This is a genomic window from Dethiosulfatarculus sandiegensis (genome assembly GCF_000931935.2).
GTDB lineage: Bacteria > Desulfobacterota > Desulfarculia > Desulfarculales > Desulfarculaceae > Dethiosulfatarculus > Dethiosulfatarculus sandiegensis.
This window is the reverse complement of the sequence record NZ_AZAC01000078.1, coordinates 92,155-108,102: the sequence shown is the minus strand read 5'-3', so window position 1 is coordinate 108,102 and position 15,948 is coordinate 92,155. Positions and strand designations below refer to the sequence as shown.

Here is a 15,948-nt window from a genome sequence, read left to right as displayed (position 1 = left end):
TTGGTCGTCCGGGCGCTCGGATTGAACATCCCGCAGGTCAAAAAGGCGGGCAGGTTCGTTTCTATAGGTTGTCGGCCTTGAGACGGGTGTTTTAAGGTCAGAACCTTTTTGAAAAGGTTCTTGATCTATAGACCCTTCTGCTTGGCCCTTCCTTGGACCAAATCCAGGCTCAAATACTCATTGGTGAGTTTGCTGGCCTCCTGGATATGGCTTTCAAGTTCAAATAAAGCGGCATTTAAGTCGCGTTTTTTTATGGCGACTACAATTGCCGAATGGCGGTCAAAGGCCATCTGGATTTGTCCGGGCACCAGAAAAGATTTGCTCATGAACTGGTGCAAAAGATCCCAGATAGTCTGCAAAAATTTTAAAAGGACGCTGTTTCCGCAGGCTTCACCCAACTTCATGTGAAAATCAAGGTCGTGCTTGTTGAAGTTGAGGCCGTCATCGCATTCCAGATCCGTTTTTTGCTGTTCAATTATCTGTTCAAGGCTTGTTATCTGCTCTTTTGTGGCCCTTTCCACGGCAAGTTTCAAAATTGTCCGCTCCGCAAAGAGCCTGGCCTCCATAAACTCGCCGATCGTCACACTATCCAACAGGAAGTGGTCGCTTAAGGAACCAATATAATTAGAGGGAGAGGAAGGCTGAACTTGGGTGCCCACGCCTTGTTTGGCCTGTAAGAGGCCCAGAGCTGATAAACGGAATATGGCTTCGCGCAGGGTGTTTCTGCTCACCCCCAATTGTTTGGCCAGGGCGTCCTGACTCGGCAGCACATCCCCCGGCTTGAATCTACCAGAGACGATCCAGCCGTGTAATTCTTCAAATACTTTGTCTGCGGTTGAACTTTTTTGGATCGTCATCTTGTTGAAGGCCCTCTGACGGCATGATCCGCCTATGTACTTTATCCCGCTGATGCCTTTTGTAGGTCAACCAATCATAGAATGATTGGTTGACTGTGAAGCATATGGCGCTTTTGAATCTGTGTCAAGCTTTGCCCTTAAAAAAAAATTATACCCAACTCGCTCGCAAAATAGCGGTTTTAATTATGTATTTTGGATTTTTCGCGGAAGTTACCCTGGACTTCAATTGCCGGGCGAATGGACTTCTGGAGTGGGGCTCTCAGCTTGGATGGGATTAATGCTAATAATTCTACTCCTTTTACGTCTTTATATTTCTTTTTGTAAGTCTTAGTTTCTTTGTTATTTTATGTGATTGGATATGCGGTCCATTTTGCCGCCCTTTTTTATAATCTGGGAAAAATGTTTAAGACCTGGGGTGAGTTGTGGTACCACTAGGTTGACACCCTTCCCAGGGCGCTCCTCTTTTGAAAGGGTGTTTTGTTTGCAATTAAGCTGAGATAAGTATTTTGCGGCCTGATTTAAAGGCAAGGGGTATATGGTTTTCTTTTTTGGGAAAATATATTGACTCGCCTTTTTTGCCCAGCAATGATTACTATGCATGCTTGTCCCACAGCTGTTTCATGCGTAGCGAATTATCTTGAGTTAAAGTTGGTTAGATGTTCGGGAAAGGATGTTCCAAGTGAGCGTAAAAGATATAGGCATCGGTAAAAAAATTGGTGGGGGATTCGGCGTTGTCCTTATTCTGCTTGCCGTTGCCGGTGTAATGACCTTTTTGGGTATAGAGGGCATTGTAGCAAACGGAAAAGAGGTGATAGAAGGCAATCGCCTGGACGGCAATCTGGCCCAAAAAGAAATAGATCATATGAACTGGGCAAGCAAGCTGAATGCCTTTTTAAACGATCCCAACATAACGGAGATCAACATTCAGGTTGATCCCAAAAAGTGCGCTTTTGGAAAATGGTATCATGGCTCCGAACGCAGAAAGGCTGCGGAACAGGTCCCTTCTTTGGCCCCCATTCTGGCAGCCATGCAAGAGCCTCACAGGGCGCTGCATGAATCGGCTGCTCAGATTAAAAAGGTTTTCAGGCAAAACCATCCAGGCCTGCGCAGTGACCTTTGGAGCATCATGGCCGGCCACCTGGATTGGGCTAAGAATGTCCTGATAAAACTCAATCGGGTTGCCCGGGATAATGATTCGCGCCCCAGGCCGGATTTTACCCTGGGGGTGCAACTGGACCCTGAAAAATGTTTTATGGGGCGTTTTTTAGCCAAACCGGCAACCAAAAAAATGGTGGCCTCTTTTCCTGCCTTGGCCAAGGCCTTGAAAGGCATGGAAAAGGACCATCAGACCATGCACGGTTCCGCCGCCACCATAGAGTCCCTTATCAGGCAAGGAAGGATAAATGAAGCCCAGGAGGTGTTTCAACAAATCACCATGCCCGCCCTGGCCGGTATAAAAAGAGGACTGAACAAGGCAATAGAAGCCGAAAACGAGCTGCAAGAGGCCTATGCCAAGGCTCTTGAAATATTCAACCACAAAACTAGGCCCAATCTCAAAAAACTCCAGGATCTTCTGCACCAGGTGAGAGCTGAAACAAAGCGCTACATCATGAGTGATGAGGTAATGCTAAAAAGCGCGGAGAAAACGCAAATACTGGTCAGTATTGTGGCTCTGGCCGCCCTTATCCTGGGAATAATTATTGCTTTTTGGATCACCAAGGCCATTACCAAACCCTTGCGGATAACCCAGGGGGCAGTGGCGCGTGTCTCCGAGGGAGATTTCGCCTTTACTGTCCCGGATATGGATCGGGCGGGAAATGATGAACTGGGGACCATGCTGAAAGGGGTGGAGACCATGCGGGCCAGGCTTTCCGACACGTTTCGCGAGGTGATGCAGGCAGCCCGCAATGTGGCTGAAGCGGCCAATCAGATCAGCCAGGGCAATCAGGATTTGAGCGAGAGGACCCAGACCCAGGCCAGCGCCATAGAAGAAACCGCCTCGGCAATGGAAGAGATGACCGCCAGTGTGCGCCAGAATGCGGAAAATTCGGAGAAAGCCGACCGCCTGGCCAAAGAGGCGGTGACCACGGCTCAGCAGGGGGACAAGGCCGTAGCCCACGCTGTGGCGGCCATGAACGAGGTCAAGGAAAGCAGTCATAAAATTAGTAAAATTATTGGTGTGGTCAATGAAATTGCCTTTCAGACCAATTTACTTGCCCTGAATGCGGCTGTGGAGGCAGCCCGGGCCGGGGAATCGGGACGCGGTTTTGCCGTGGTGGCCGGTGAGGTGCGCAACCTGGCCGGACGCTCCGCTGATGCAGCCAAGGAGATTCAAACCCTGATCACCGATAGTGTAACCAAGGTGGAGCAGGGCAATAAGATGGTGGAAGAAAGCGGCGAACTTTTAAAAACCATGATCGATAATTCAGAGGTCATGGCCCAATCCATCAGGGAAATATCGGCAAGCAGCAGAGAACAGGCCCAAGGGGCGGAGGAGATCAACGAGGCCATAACTCAGATGGATAACGCGGTTCAGCAGAACGCCGCCTTGGTGGAAGAGGCCGCCGCGGCCAGCGAGAACCAGACTTCTGCGGCCGAGGAGTTGCGCAGCCAGATGGGGCAGTTCAAGGTGCTCGGCGAAACAGTAGCCGCGGATATGTCCTATTCTCAATCTCGGGCGGATTTTAAAAGTGTTTCTAAAATGGCGATTGCCCAAAAAGAAAAAACACCGGAATCAATAATTGAAGAAGGTTTGGATGGATTTGAATAGTTTTATCCATTTTGCCTTTGGCCCGGAACAGATGGGAGCCTGATCCGGGCCTTATCAAAAAGATTTTATAAACTTGTGAGGAGGGGTGGGTATGATAAAGGTGCTTTCAGAGACAAAGGGCGACATTTTGGGGGTGGAGATCATCGAGGCCTACACCAAAGAGGACTTTGCCGAATTTGTTCAGGCCTTTGAAAAGGCGGTTAAGGAATCTTCAGGCAAGGTTAACCTGCTTGTCAGGATTGATAATCTCAAGTTCAGGGATATTGAATTCAAGGCCTTTGTCAGAGACAGCCGTTATGCCTTGGAGCATATCGGCCAATTGGGGCGAGTAGCGATTGTTGGCTCCAGTAAGGTGGAGAAGTTTTTGGTCACAGTGGATAACCTGATTTTTGGCAACCAGGAGAAGGGACTGGTGGAAAAATATTTTGACACTTCTGATCTGGACCAGGCCTGGGCCTTTTTGCGGGGATGATCAGAAGAAACTTCTTTTCTCAATTGATTTCGGCCGAATAAGAAGTGTGTCTGAGCGGCCCTTGCTAATCTGCGCAAAACTATGTCTCTTGTAAACAGTTTCTGCCAGGCGTCGGTTTTTTAATGAAAGATGCGATGCCCGGGTATGCTCTGAGTCGAGCATTGCGGCCAGGTCTTGGATGTTGTTTTTCAGATTCTTTAAATGAAAATTTACCTTTTCCCAGTCTTACTTCTCGGCTGTCTTTTGCAGCCCTTCTGGGATTTCCACACTTGGAGCCGCCTTGAAAAGCACAAGAGAACTTTTAAGGTGATGAGCTGCTCGGGCCGGTTTCGGGTAGCTTCTTTTTGCCAGCCCATCAAATATCGCCATCTCCCGGGGCAGGTGGTCAAGAAACATCCCCCCCTAAATCGACACGACATGAATTGTTTTTTCTTTAATTTGTAGAACCGTAAAAAATAGCGCCCAGGAGTTTGTCCAGTTCTTCTGTTAGCAAAAATTAACTTAAAAAAAGTCCAGCCCGGCTTTTGGGGCGGGCTGGCGGTCCGAATCGTAGGCTTGAGCGGTGAGGGCCGCCATTGATGGGGTTTGGTTCAGCGCTTTGGGCAGGCTCTTGGAAAGGCCGGTTGCCTTTAACCCGTCAATGCCCGGAATGTGCATATCCATCAGGATCAGGTGATATTTATTTTTGCATGCCATCTCCGCCGCCTGAATCCCGTTTCCGGCCAAGTCAGGGCTTATGCTTTTTTCTCTAATAATTCCGCCGGATAAATTTGGCTGACTGAATTGTCTTCCACAAAAAACACCCTGGGCAAAAGGCTGTTAACTTCAAAAGCCTTTTTCGACCCGGGCCGTGGGCTCAATATGGCGGCTTTGCTTTTTGGGTAAACTTCAGGGAGGGGCTGAGGATTTTTGGGTATTTTATAGAAAAGTCCAGAGAAAAAAGAGTTCCTTGGTCTGGCGGGTGGCCGGGAATCTGGCAAAAAGGAACATTGTCAGATGATTGCCGGTTTTTGAAACCACATCCAAGCTGTGCGAGGCTGTTTTGTTATGAGCCTCGAAACTGCATACTTCAGGGCTCGCAGATAACCATAAGAACCCTTAGTTCGCCCTGGCCGACATTGCGGCCTCCATGGGGCACGGTGGAGTCAAAATAAAGGGAATCCCCCTGTTGCATGGTAAAGACCTCCCCCCCGTAATTAAACTCCATCACACCGGTAAGCACAAAGAGCATCTCTTCGCCGGGATGGGTGAAGATAACCGGTTCGGTTCGATCGGGCTCCAAGACCAGGATCGAGGGTTCCATTAGCTTGTTGGGCTTTTCGTGGGCCAACATCTCCATATAAAGTCCGAACGAGGTCGGGTCCTTGTCCAGGCGCACCCTTTCGTCTTGGCGAACCAGGGTGTATTTGCGCTCCGGCATCCCCGCTTCACCATCCACCAGGAAGCTCAGTTTAACTTTGAGCGCCTCGGCTATTTGGGCCAGTGTAGAGACAGGCGAGGAGACCTTGCCGTTTTCTATCTTGCTTAAAAGACCCTTGGACAGTCCTGTTTTTTCGGCTAACGTATCAAGAGTAAAGCCTTTTTTCTTCCGTAAACTACGTAGGCGCTGACCGATGACATACTCGATGATATTTTTCGTTGAATTTCGTGACACTTTAGTTTACTCTTGTGAAACAAAGATTAACCGCAGACCAAGGGGATTTCCAGACCATTTTTTGCTGCAAGTCAACTTACAGGAAAAGAGAGTTTAACACAAGGAAACCCTACATAAAACGCGGTTGCAGACAAAAATGATAGACCAAGGAGTCATGAAATGGCTAAAAACGAAAAATTCTTTTTTGATAATGATGCTGATCTTGCCCCCATGCAGGACAAGACCATTGCGGTGATCGGCTATGGCAACCAGGGACGCAGCCAGGCCCTGAACATGGCTGACAACGGTCTCAAGGTGATTGTGGGCGGTCAGAGAGACGCCACCTTAAAGCAGGCCCAGGATGACGGCTTTGAGACTATGAGCGTCACCGAGGCCGCCGGGAAAGCCGACGCTGTTCTGCTTTTGGTGCCGGATGAGATCATGCCCCAGGTCTATAACGAGCAGGTGGCTCCCCATATGCAGGCAGGCCAGATGGTATCCTTTGCCAGCGGCTACAATGTTTACTACGGCTTTATCAAGCCTGCCGAAGATCTGGATGTGATCCTTTTGGCTCCCAGGATGATCGGCCAGGGCGTGCGTGAGCGTTTTGTCAATGGCCAGGGCTACCCGGCCTTGATCGCCGTGCACCAGGACGGGTCGGGACAGGCCATGCCCAGGCTGCTGGCCCTGGCCAAGGGTATTGGCGCCACCAAGATGGGGGCCCTGGACTCCAGCTTTGAAGAGGAGACCATCCTGGACCTGTTCAATGAACAGGCCATGTGCGGCGTGCAGCTTTGGGCTTTCCGCACGGCCTTTGATGTACTCACCGGCTATGGCCTGAATCCCTCCGCTATTTTGCTGGAGCTCTATGCCTCGGGCGAGCCTGAGCAGATCGCCAAGGCCTATACTGAGTTGGGCATCTGGGACCAGCTCAAACTCCACTCCCGCACCAGCCAGTTCGGCCAACTCACCAGGGCCAGGCTGGGGGCCGGACCGGAGCTTAAAAAACACATGGGCAAGATCGTTGATGAGCTGAAAGACGGCAGCTTTGCCCGCGAGTGGGCCACGGAACAGAATGTGGGCTTCCCCGGGTTGACCCGCATGCATAGAGAGGTGGCTGCCCATGAGTCTTACAAGGCTGAAAAGCGCCTCTACGAAATGATGAAAAATAAAAAAGAAGACTAAGCTAAAGCGTATTCAGCTTTCAATTAAGCCCGTCAGGGTTGGCTGAAGAATTCGCCAGTGAAAACGCCGGGCTCCTTATAAAGGGGCCCGGCGTTTTTGGGAGTCTTAATTCAGTTGAATTTATTTTTGGTAAACAACCTCACCGCCTATGATGGTCATTTCGGTGTCGACTCCGATCCATTCCTCGGCAGGGGTCTGGGCCAGGTCCTTGGCAAAGATGGTCATATCGGCCCAGGCGCCGGGGGCGATCTTGCCGAGCACATCTTCCTTGCGGGCGGTCCAGGCCGGGGTGCGGGTAAAGCCTGTCAAGGCCTGTTCCAGGCTGAGACGCTGCTCCGGCAGCCACCCGCCTTCGGGTTTCAGATCGGTGGTCTGGCGCAAAACAGCGGCCTGCAAACCATAGATCGGTTCAATGGGCTCCACCGGTGAATCGGAGCCAAACTGAATGCGGATATTCTTTTCCATGATGGTTTTCCAGGAATATCCGTTTTTACATCTGTCCGCACCCCAACGGGACTCGGCAACCGCCCAGTCGGTCGGTATAAACACCGGCTGCACCGATGCAGCGATATCCATGTCGATAAAGCGTTCCAGATCCTGGGGACGACAGAGCTGCACGTGCTCAATGGAGTCGCGGCGGTCGTCTTTGGGATGTTTTTGCCTGGCGGATTCAATGGCTTCCAGGCAATTGTAAACAGCCTTATCGCCAATGGCGTGGATGGCAATGCCAAAGCCGTGTTCATAGGCCTTGGCCAGCCTTTCCTTGAGTTCATCCTGATCCAGGAAGGGAAGCCCGCAGTTATCCGGCTCGTCGCAATAGGGCTCAAACAAAAGGGCTGTGTTGGCCCCTAAGGAGCCGTCGGCAAAGTGCTTGATATGGCCGATCCACAGGCGGTCACTTCCCATGCCGGGCTTGATTCCCCGCTCCACCGCTTTCATCAGGTCGTCGGTGTGGATCAGGTGATTGACCCTGATTTTGAGCTTGCCTTCTTTTTCAAGTTCGCTGAAGGCGTCCCATTCGGCCAGGCTTTCATAGCTGTGCACCCGGGTCAGGCCTCCGGCCAGGGCTTTTTTCTGGGCTGTCAGAGCGGCTTCTTTCAGCTCTTCACGGCTGGGTTTCGGCACAAAAGACATGATCACCCGTCTGGCCTCGCGTAAAAGGCCGGTGGGTTCTCCGTTTTCGTCCCTTTCATATTTGCCGCCCGACGGGTCCGGGGTGTCTTTGGTGATGCCGCAGGCTTCAAGGGCCTTGCTGTTGACCCACTGGCTGTGGCCGCATACCCTCACCATCATGGCCGGGTTGTCGGGCAAAAGGTCGTCCATGTCAGCCTTGACAGGCTCCCTGCCTTCTTCCCACATGTGGTGGTTCCAGTTCCTGCCCAAGACCCACTGGCCTGGTTTGGCCTTGGCCGCGGCTTCCTTAAGGCGTTCGCGGCAGGCTTTCAGGCTGGTCAGGTTGCGCATATCCACCTGCATGAGGCTCTGCCCCAGGCTGATGAAATGGCAGTGGGAATCGGTTAAACCGGGGCAAACCAGGCGACCTTTCATGTCATATGATTTCGCCTCGCCCATGGCCTGTTTGACTTCTTCATCCGAACCCACAAAAGCGATGACCCCGTCTTTGACGCCCACAGCCTGGGCCCAGGGGGCTTTAGGATCTCCGGTGAAGATATTGGCTGAATAGATTGCAAATTCATTGGAAGGCATAGCTTTTATTTACCCTGCTTTAGTTGTTATCCGCGCTGGGTTGAGGTGTGCGGGTCCAGAATATCTCGTAAACCGTCGCCCAGCAGGTTGAGGCCGAGAACCGTTATGAAAATAGCCACACCGGGAAAGATGGAGATCCAGGGCGCCGTGAAAAGCTGTTCCCTGGCTGCCGAGAGCATACCGCCCCAGGAAGGGGTGGGAGGCTGAACCCCCAGACCCAGGAAGGAGAGGGAGGCCTCAAGCAGGATGGCCCCCGCCACTCCCAGGGTGGCTATAACCAGGATGGGGCCGGCGATATTCGGCAGCACCTGGGTGAACATGATGCGTATTTTGCTGTAGCCCAGGGCAGTGGCCGCCTTGACGTAATCCTGGTTCCGGGCGGTGAGTGTCTGGGAGCGGGTGATGCGGCAGGTGTAAGACCAGTTGGTGAGGCCAAGGGCAAGAAACACGTTGAAAAGACCCGGGCCCATCAGGGCCATCACCGCCAGGGCGAATATCAAGGAAGGAATGGAGAGCATGATGTTGGTGAGGCCCATAACCAAATCATCCCACCATTTACCGAAAAATCCTGCCGAAAGCCCCAGTACAACCCCGATTATGGTGTTGAATAATTGGCTGATAAGGCCCACGGAAAGAGAGATGCGGGCTCCGTAGATCACCCTGGAAAGCACATCCCTGCCCTGGTTGTCCGTGCCAAACAAATATTCCATGCTTGGCGGTTCATCGCTGACCATGAGGTCTGCGTCGTCAACCGGGTGAAACGGCGCCAGAAAAGGCGCAAATACAGCTATCAGGATTATGATGGTGGAGATGGCTCCGCCCAGGACCAGATTGGTCCGCGTCATTAACTTTCTAAAAACCAAACTCATTTATAGGACACCCTGATTCTTGGGTCGATCAATCCGTAAAGAAGGTCGACAATCAGATTAACGGTGAGGAATATCAAGATAATCGTCAAAATGCAACCCTGTGTGATCGGTATGTCCCTTTGGAAGATCGAGTCAACCAAAAGTGAGCCGAGCCCCGGCCAGGAGAAGAGTTTTTCCACAATCACGGTTTGGGCCATCAGTGCTCCGAACTGGAGCCCCGCCGTGGTCAGAACCAGGATAAGGGCATTACGCATGACGTGTTTTCTGTTTATAAGTACTTCGCTCAGACCCTTGGCTCGGGCTGTGCGGATATAGTCGGTGGTGAGTATTTCAACCACGGCCGCCCGGGTGGTGCGGGCCAAGAGAGCCATGTAACCGACTCCCAAGGTGAAACCGGGCATGATTACGTTTACAAAATCCCCGTCCCCGTATCCTTGGGGAGGCAAAATTGGGAACTTGACCGCCAAAAGATACATGAGAAGCAACCCCAGCCAGAACTGGGGCATGGAAACACCGCTTACAGCTCCCATCATGGTGAAGGTGTCGGCTAAACGTCCTCTTTTCATGGCCGAGTAAAAGCCCAGTGGCACACCCAGGAGTATGGCCACGGTCATGGCCACCAGGGCGAGTTTCAGGGTTGGCCAGAGCCTTTGGGCAATAAGATCGCCCACAGATTCTCTGCGTAAAAAGGAAAGTCCCAAATCACCGGTGGCAAGGTCCTTTAAATAGATGACGTAGCGTTCCCAAAGTGGTTTGTCCAGTCCCCAATCTTTCTTCATCTGTTCAATGTAGTGGGTGTCCACGTTGCGGTCCTGGTCTCCGGCCGCCATCAGAGCGGCGTTTCCGGGCAGGACGTTTAGCAGAAGAAACATTATTAGGGAGATGGCCAACAACGTGGGGACAAATTGGATCAGCCGGCGACAGGCGTAAGCTAACATGTTGGCGTTCTCTTCCGGATCTTTCTTTTCGTGTTTACATGGCCGGGGAGGACGGAGGCCCATCCTCCCCGGGTTAAATTGCTTGGTTACTTTTCATTGGCTCTGGGTGATTTATCATCAACCCAGACGTTTGTCATGTCCTGGTACATCATTTCTACCGCAACCTTGGAAAGGTTGTGCACCCAGGGCTGGCTGGCCAAGACCGCTTTGTTGTAGTTGAAGAACCACATGGGAGCGTCTTCTACAAAGACGGCGTCTGCCTTTTTCAAAAGGTCAATGCGAGCTTTTTGGTCAAAGGTGTGGGCCGCTTTATCCAGCAATTTGTCAAATTCAGGATTATTATAGGCGATAAAATTGCCGCCGGCCTGAGCGTTATTGGAATGGAAACGGTGCAGGCTTTCCAGGGGGTCGGGGCCGGAGCCGACGGACCAGATATACATCTGGTACTCACCCCTGCGCAGGCGTTCGGCCATGGCCGCGCCTTCCATCTGCTGGATTTTCAAGGTGATGCCGATTTTTTTCAGATAAGGCATGGCCGCTTCGTAGATGCCGGTGCCCCAAGACTTGTTGGCTGTGCCCACGCACTGCTCAACAGTGAAGCCCTTTTCATAGCCGGCTTCCTTCATCAGCTGCTTGGCCTTTTTGAGGTCAAACTCATACTTTTTGCCTTTGGGATCAAAGGCCGGGGAGCTGATGGGTAAATATCCCCTGGCGGGATAGGCCTTACCCTTGAGCAACTTTTTGACAATCAAGTCTGCGGGGATGGCGTAGTTGATAGCCTGGCGGACCTTTTTGTTCTGGAAAGGTTTGAAGCTCTGGTTGAAGCCAATGTGGCGGGTGAACATCTCGGCAACTTCCAGAAGGTTTTTGCCGTAGACCGGGTCGGCCAGGTACTGGGGATAGTTCACAGCGCCCACAATGGTGGCGTCGAGTTTTTTGGCCTTAAAGGCCAGGTCCCTGGAGGCGGACTCGGGCATGATGTTGTAGACCACCTTGTCCAGATAGGGACGGCCCTCAAGGTAGAAATCGTCAAATTTTTTCACGACGAGTTTGGAGCCCTTGACCCATTTGACAAACTTGAAGGGACCACAGCCCACGGGATTGGTCATAAAGGACTTGCCCCTTTTTTCAACTTCTTCCTTGGGCAGGATGCAGGTGTTGACCCAGAAGAGATAGTATTTAAGGTCAACCGGTTCCGTAAGGGTGACTTCCAGAGTCAGGTCGTCTATTTTTTTCAGGCCTTTGATGGTTTTTGCCTTACCGTCTTCCACTTCCTTGGCGCCAAGGATGGGGCGCACGAAACGGGAGCCATTGGAGGCGGGCTTAAGGCTCATTATGCGGTTATAGCTCCAGATAACGTCGTCCACAGTCAACTGGCGTCCGTTGTGGAATTTGATGTTGGGCCTCAGTTTAAATGTGTAGACCTTGCCGTCCGGAGAAATCTTGACGCTTTCGGCCAAGGCGAGGACAGGCATATTCTTCTCAGGGCTCCACTCATAGAGGCATTTGTGAATGTTCAAAGAGATGATGGAGTCCTGGGTGCGGTGTGAGTTATGGGGGTCGAGACTGAAGACATCCCCGCCATAGGGAGCCACAAAATAAATGGTGCCCCCGCTTCTTGCGGCCATGGCCGGAACGGCTGTCAGGGCGAGCAGCAGCACCAAACCCAATAGTAAGGTTTTTCTCATACAAATAACATCCTTTCACCTGTCTTTCGTTATGATCCCACTTAAAGAAGCCCGAAGGTCCTTTCCCGGGCCGGATCAGCTCAACTTTTGGCCTGATTGGATCGGAAACATGAAGATTTACCTGGTCTTGATGTCCCCGGCGTTTATATAACAACAGGTCAGCGAAGTTTTTAAAACTAACCATCAATAATCCGGCATGGTAATCTGAATAAGTCAAATGAGCAAGGTTTTTAATACACCTGAAAGCTAACGGGTGATCTTGGAATTAAGTTGTAATTAAAACCGCTTATTCGCATATTTAAGCGCCCCCGGCCCCTATTCAAGTTGAACCAAATCCGGCTGCGTGCTATTATCCGCACCACCTCACTTTGTTTTTTTCAAAAAGTGGGGGAAGCTTCTCCAAATGGAAAGGATGACATGACCGAAACCGAATTGTTGCTGGAGGTTGATAATCTACAGACCCATTTCTTTTCGTTTGATGGGGTTGCCAAAGCCGTGGACGGGGTTTCCTTTAACCTGAAAAGAGGTGAAACCCTGGGGCTGGTGGGTGAAAGCGGTTGCGGAAAATCGGTTACCGCTCTTTCCATAATGCGTTTGATTCAATCTCCTCCCGGTAAAATTACTGGCGGCCGGATCCTTTTTAATGGGACAGATCTTTTAAAGCTCTCAAATGAAAAAATGCGGCGCATAAGAGGCGATCGCATTTCCATGATTTTTCAAGAGCCCATGACATCTTTAAATCCGGTTTATACCATCGCCGATCAGATTAAAGAGGTATTTGTCAATCATCGCAATTTAGATAAAAAAGCTGCATTTAAAAAGGCGGTTGAGGTAATACGAAAGGTGCATATCCCTTCGCCTGACAAAAGGGCCGAGGAATACCCCCACCAGTTGTCGGGGGGCATGCGCCAAAGAGCCATGATCGCCATGGCTTTGGCCTGCAATCCGGATATCCTGATCGCAGATGAGCCGACCACGGCCCTGGATGTTTCCATTCAGGCCCAGATTATAGATTTAATGCTGAAGCTCAAGGAAGAGTTCAACGCGGCGATTCTGATGATCACCCATGACCTGGGGGTTATCGCCGAGATGGCCCAAAGGGTGCTTGTTATGTATGCGGGACGAGTGGTCGAAGAAGGCACCACCCAGGAAATATTCGACAACCCTCTGCACCCTTACACCAGAGGACTTATGAACGCGGTTCCCGTGATCGGACGCCGGGCCACGGAGGGGCGTAAACGCCTGCAGGAGATTCCCGGTGTGGTTCCTTCTCTGTTTGACCTGCCCAAGGGCTGCGCATTTCATCCCCGCTGTCCCGAGGCCTTTGACCTCTGCCGCAAGATGCGGCCTGATATGAGCGCTGAACCCGGAGTGCACAGGGCCGCCTGTTGGCTGGCCCAGCCCAGGCCTGGTGAAATACAGTCATGCCCGGCAGAGGCTCCTGTAAGTGGGGAGGCTTTGTAATGCCCGCTTTGCTTAAAGTGGAGGATTTGAAAGTCCATTTCCCCATAAAAAAGGGATTGCTCTCCAAGACCGTGGGCAAGGTCCATGCCGTGGACGGGGTTAATTTTGAACTCAAGGCCGGGGAAACCCTGGGCATTGTGGGCGAGAGCGGCTGCGGTAAAACCACCACCGGCATGGCCACCATAAACCTTCTGAAACCTACTTCCGGCCGTGTGCTCTATCAGGGCCGGGATATGGCATCGCTCGACAAGCAGGAACTCAGGGACCTCTGCAAAGAGATGCAGATTATTTTTCAGGACCCGTATTCCTCTTTGAATCCACGCATGGTGGTGCGTCGCATCCTGGGCGACCCCATGCGCCTGCACGGGATTGCCAGAGGAAAAGAGCTGGATGAACGGGTTGACTACCTTATGGAAAAGGTGGGGTTGACTCCGGAACAGGCAGGCAGGTATCCCCATGAGTTTTCCGGGGGACAAAGGCAGCGAATCGGCATCGCCCGGGCCCTTACCTTAAAGCCCAAGGTGATAATCGGCGATGAGCCGGTCAGCGCTTTGGATGTCTCGATTCAGGCTCAGATCGTCAATTTGTTGATCGATCTGCAAAAGGAATTCGGGCTTTCCTATGTCATCATTGCCCATGATCTGGCTGTGGTTGAATATCTCTGTGATCGCATTGCGGTGATGTATCTGGGCAAGGTGGTTGAGATGACCGACTATAAAAATCTCTACACCTGTCCCAAGCATCCCTATACCCAGGCGCTTCTGTCTGCGGTGCCCTCCAGTCATCCTAATGTGGAAAAGACGCGCATCCTCTTGGAGGGGGATGTCCCCAGCCCCATCAATCCACCCTCGGGCTGTAGTTTCCATCCCCGTTGCCCCAAACGCATGGAGATCTGTGAAAAGGTGAGGCCTGAAATAAAGGAAACCGGAACAGGTCACACGGTGGCTTGCCACTTGTATTGAGCGGTTTTTCGGTTAAAGGAATCAACAAAGCCTCATTCCCTTGCGGGGGCGGGGGCTTTTTTAAATTGGTCACGCGTTAGAATTTTTGAGGTGTGGTTTTGGTCGGGGAATGGTGTTGAGATAATCACCATCCCCTGAACAGTGTAACTAACAAATAATATCCCCTCTGCCTGCTCACTCCCCGTCTTTATGGCCTCGCTTTTGGTGTGTAATTTTTGGCTCGGCTTGGTAAAGGCCGACAGCCGTTCAAACAGGTTCAATAACTAAGCGATAATAATTAGGTTTTGTCTTGTTCCCCAGGCGGCAAATAAGATCATGGGTGAGTTTTTGTTTGATTCTTTTTGTTGCTCGAGAGAAATGATTTCAACCGGTTCGGCGAGGCAAGAGTTTTATCTGCAAACCTGTTTGTCAATAGGATTTAAAACACGATTTGAAAGGGCAAGGAAGAATCAATCCTTTTAAAAAACATGGGAATTATTTAGTATATAGATACAGTGCCTGTCTGCAAAAGAACAATATGGAAAATTTCATACCCGACTTCCCCTCGTCTGCGAATTTTAATGGTTGATTCCGATAGTTGCAGCCCCTAAATCACTTATCAGAAATGGTGCTTAGTTTATATGGATTTGAAAGAAACGCCTTTGCAAAACGCGCAGGTTGTTGAGTTGAACTTCAAACGGCTGGATGCCGCTCTGGCGGAGAGTTTCAAGAGCGCCATGGTGGATATACTCAACAGGGGCGTGACTAAGCTGGTGCTGGATTTAAGTAAGCTTGAATTCATGGACAGCAGCGGCTTGGCGGCCATCCTCTCCAGCTTGAGGTCTTTTTCTTCCGGCGGCGGCGAGATGGTTGTCTGTGGAGCGGAAGGCGCGGTCCTTAAACTGTTCCAACTTACCAAACTGGAGAAGCTGATAAAGATTTGTGCTTCAAAAGAGCAGGCAGACCAATATTTTGCTTAGGGGTTCCTGCCCGGTGGTGAAGAAGTATTTTGTCTATGCATCTGGCCATTGACAGCCGTTTGATAGAGGTCCGTGTAATTGCGGAGCAGATAAAAAAGTTTTGTCTAAAACATGACCTTGATCCGGAGGATGGGGCCATGGTGGAGTTGGCTGTGGTGGAAGCGCTTAACAATGTAATAAAGCACTCCTACGGCAACCAACCGGGTCATCGGGTGGAGGTGGACCTAGAAGCCCTTAGTGACAGGTTGGTTTTCACCATTCTGAATTGGGGGATTCCTTTTTCTCAAAAAAACAGGGCTGAATTGAAGTCGGACCCCACCGAATCGGCCACACTTTCCGAAGGAGGTATGGGGCTTTTCATAATAGACCAGGTGATGGATAAGGTTGAGTATCTGGTGATGGAAGGGGCCAACGTGCATATCTTAACCAAATTCAGGGTCTGAT

General features: G+C 51.1%; 14 protein-coding genes. 7 read left to right on the top strand and 7 right to left on the bottom strand.

Going from position 1 to position 15,948, the window contains the following annotated elements; all coding sequences use genetic code 11:
* Nucleotides 1-125: 125 nt before the first annotated feature.
* Entirely contained in the window at nucleotides 126-857 is a 732-nt protein-coding gene (locus tag X474_RS24255) for a FadR/GntR family transcriptional regulator (RefSeq protein WP_044352661.1), read from the bottom strand.
* A gap of 679 nt (nucleotides 858-1,536) precedes the next feature.
* Here X474_RS24255 and X474_RS24245 point away from each other — a divergent pair.
* Together X474_RS24245 and X474_RS24240 are read left to right on the top strand one after the other, a co-directional pair.
* Entirely contained in the window at nucleotides 1,537-3,627 is a 2,091-nt protein-coding gene (locus X474_RS24245) for a methyl-accepting chemotaxis protein (protein ID WP_052515596.1), read from the top strand.
* Nucleotides 3,628-3,718: 91 nt separating this feature from the next.
* The gene (locus X474_RS24240; protein ID WP_044352658.1) at nucleotides 3,719-4,099 is read left to right on the top strand and encodes a SpoIIAA family protein; all 381 of its coding nucleotides are present in this window, start codon (nucleotides 3,719-3,721) and stop codon (nucleotides 4,097-4,099) included.
* 501 nt (nucleotides 4,100-4,600) lie between these two features.
* Here the strand turns inward: X474_RS24240 and X474_RS24235 are convergent.
* Together X474_RS24235 and X474_RS24225 are read right to left on the bottom strand one after the other, a co-directional pair.
* Entirely contained in the window at nucleotides 4,601-4,852 is a 252-nt protein-coding gene (locus X474_RS24235) for a response regulator (RefSeq protein ID WP_269433227.1), read from the bottom strand.
* 316 nt (nucleotides 4,853-5,168) lie between these two features.
* On the bottom strand, nucleotides 5,169-5,753 hold the full coding sequence (locus tag X474_RS24225) for a helix-turn-helix domain-containing protein (protein WP_044352654.1): 585 nt from the start codon (nucleotides 5,751-5,753) through the stop codon (nucleotides 5,169-5,171).
* Nucleotides 5,754-5,912: 159 nt separating this feature from the next.
* Between X474_RS24225 and ilvC the strand changes: the two genes are divergently transcribed.
* Nucleotides 5,913-6,917 (top strand): ketol-acid reductoisomerase, encoded by a 1,005-nt coding sequence (gene ilvC / locus X474_RS24220; protein ID WP_044352653.1) that lies wholly within the window; start codon nucleotides 5,913-5,915, stop codon nucleotides 6,915-6,917.
* A 120-nt stretch (nucleotides 6,918-7,037) separates the two neighbouring features.
* Here the strand turns inward: ilvC and X474_RS24215 are convergent, their stop codons facing one another.
* From X474_RS24215 to X474_RS24200, 4 genes are all read right to left on the bottom strand, one after another.
* Complete coding sequence (locus X474_RS24215) at nucleotides 7,038-8,624, bottom strand: amidohydrolase (RefSeq protein ID WP_052515595.1); 1,587 nt, start codon at nucleotides 8,622-8,624, stop codon at nucleotides 7,038-7,040.
* 26 nt (nucleotides 8,625-8,650) lie between these two features.
* Entirely contained in the window at nucleotides 8,651-9,493 is an 843-nt protein-coding gene (locus tag X474_RS24210) for an ABC transporter permease (RefSeq protein WP_156360920.1), read from the bottom strand.
* On the bottom strand, nucleotides 9,490-10,431 hold the full coding sequence (locus X474_RS24205) for an ABC transporter permease (RefSeq protein ID WP_044352818.1): 942 nt from the start codon (nucleotides 10,429-10,431) through the stop codon (nucleotides 9,490-9,492). The genes X474_RS24210 and X474_RS24205 overlap by 4 nt, the downstream gene beginning before the upstream one ends.
* An 86-nt stretch (nucleotides 10,432-10,517) precedes the next feature.
* Nucleotides 10,518-12,119 (bottom strand): ABC transporter substrate-binding protein, encoded by a 1,602-nt coding sequence (locus X474_RS24200; protein WP_044352651.1) that lies wholly within the window; start codon nucleotides 12,117-12,119, stop codon nucleotides 10,518-10,520.
* A 417-nt stretch (nucleotides 12,120-12,536) separates the two neighbouring features.
* Here X474_RS24200 and X474_RS24195 point away from each other — a divergent pair, with 417 nt between their 5' ends.
* The 4 genes from X474_RS24195 (at nucleotide 12,537) to X474_RS24175 (ending at nucleotide 15,947) form a co-directional block, all read left to right on the top strand.
* The gene (locus tag X474_RS24195; protein WP_044352650.1) at nucleotides 12,537-13,583 is read left to right on the top strand and encodes an ABC transporter ATP-binding protein; all 1,047 of its coding nucleotides are present in this window, start codon (nucleotides 12,537-12,539) and stop codon (nucleotides 13,581-13,583) included.
* Nucleotides 13,583-14,545 carry an ABC transporter ATP-binding protein gene (locus X474_RS24190; RefSeq protein WP_044352649.1) on the top strand — a complete coding sequence of 321 codons (963 nt, stop codon included), beginning with the start codon at nucleotides 13,583-13,585 and terminating at the stop codon, nucleotides 14,543-14,545. The genes X474_RS24195 and X474_RS24190 overlap by 1 nt, the downstream gene beginning before the upstream one ends.
* A 620-nt stretch (nucleotides 14,546-15,165) precedes the next feature.
* Nucleotides 15,166-15,504, top strand: coding sequence for an STAS domain-containing protein (locus X474_RS24180; RefSeq protein ID WP_044352646.1), 339 nt, complete (start codon nucleotides 15,166-15,168; stop codon nucleotides 15,502-15,504).
* A gap of 35 nt (nucleotides 15,505-15,539) precedes the next feature.
* Nucleotides 15,540-15,947, top strand: a complete 408-nt coding sequence (locus tag X474_RS24175; RefSeq protein WP_044352644.1) for an ATP-binding protein — start codon at nucleotides 15,540-15,542, stop codon at nucleotides 15,945-15,947.
* Nucleotide 15,948 lies beyond the last annotated feature (1 nt).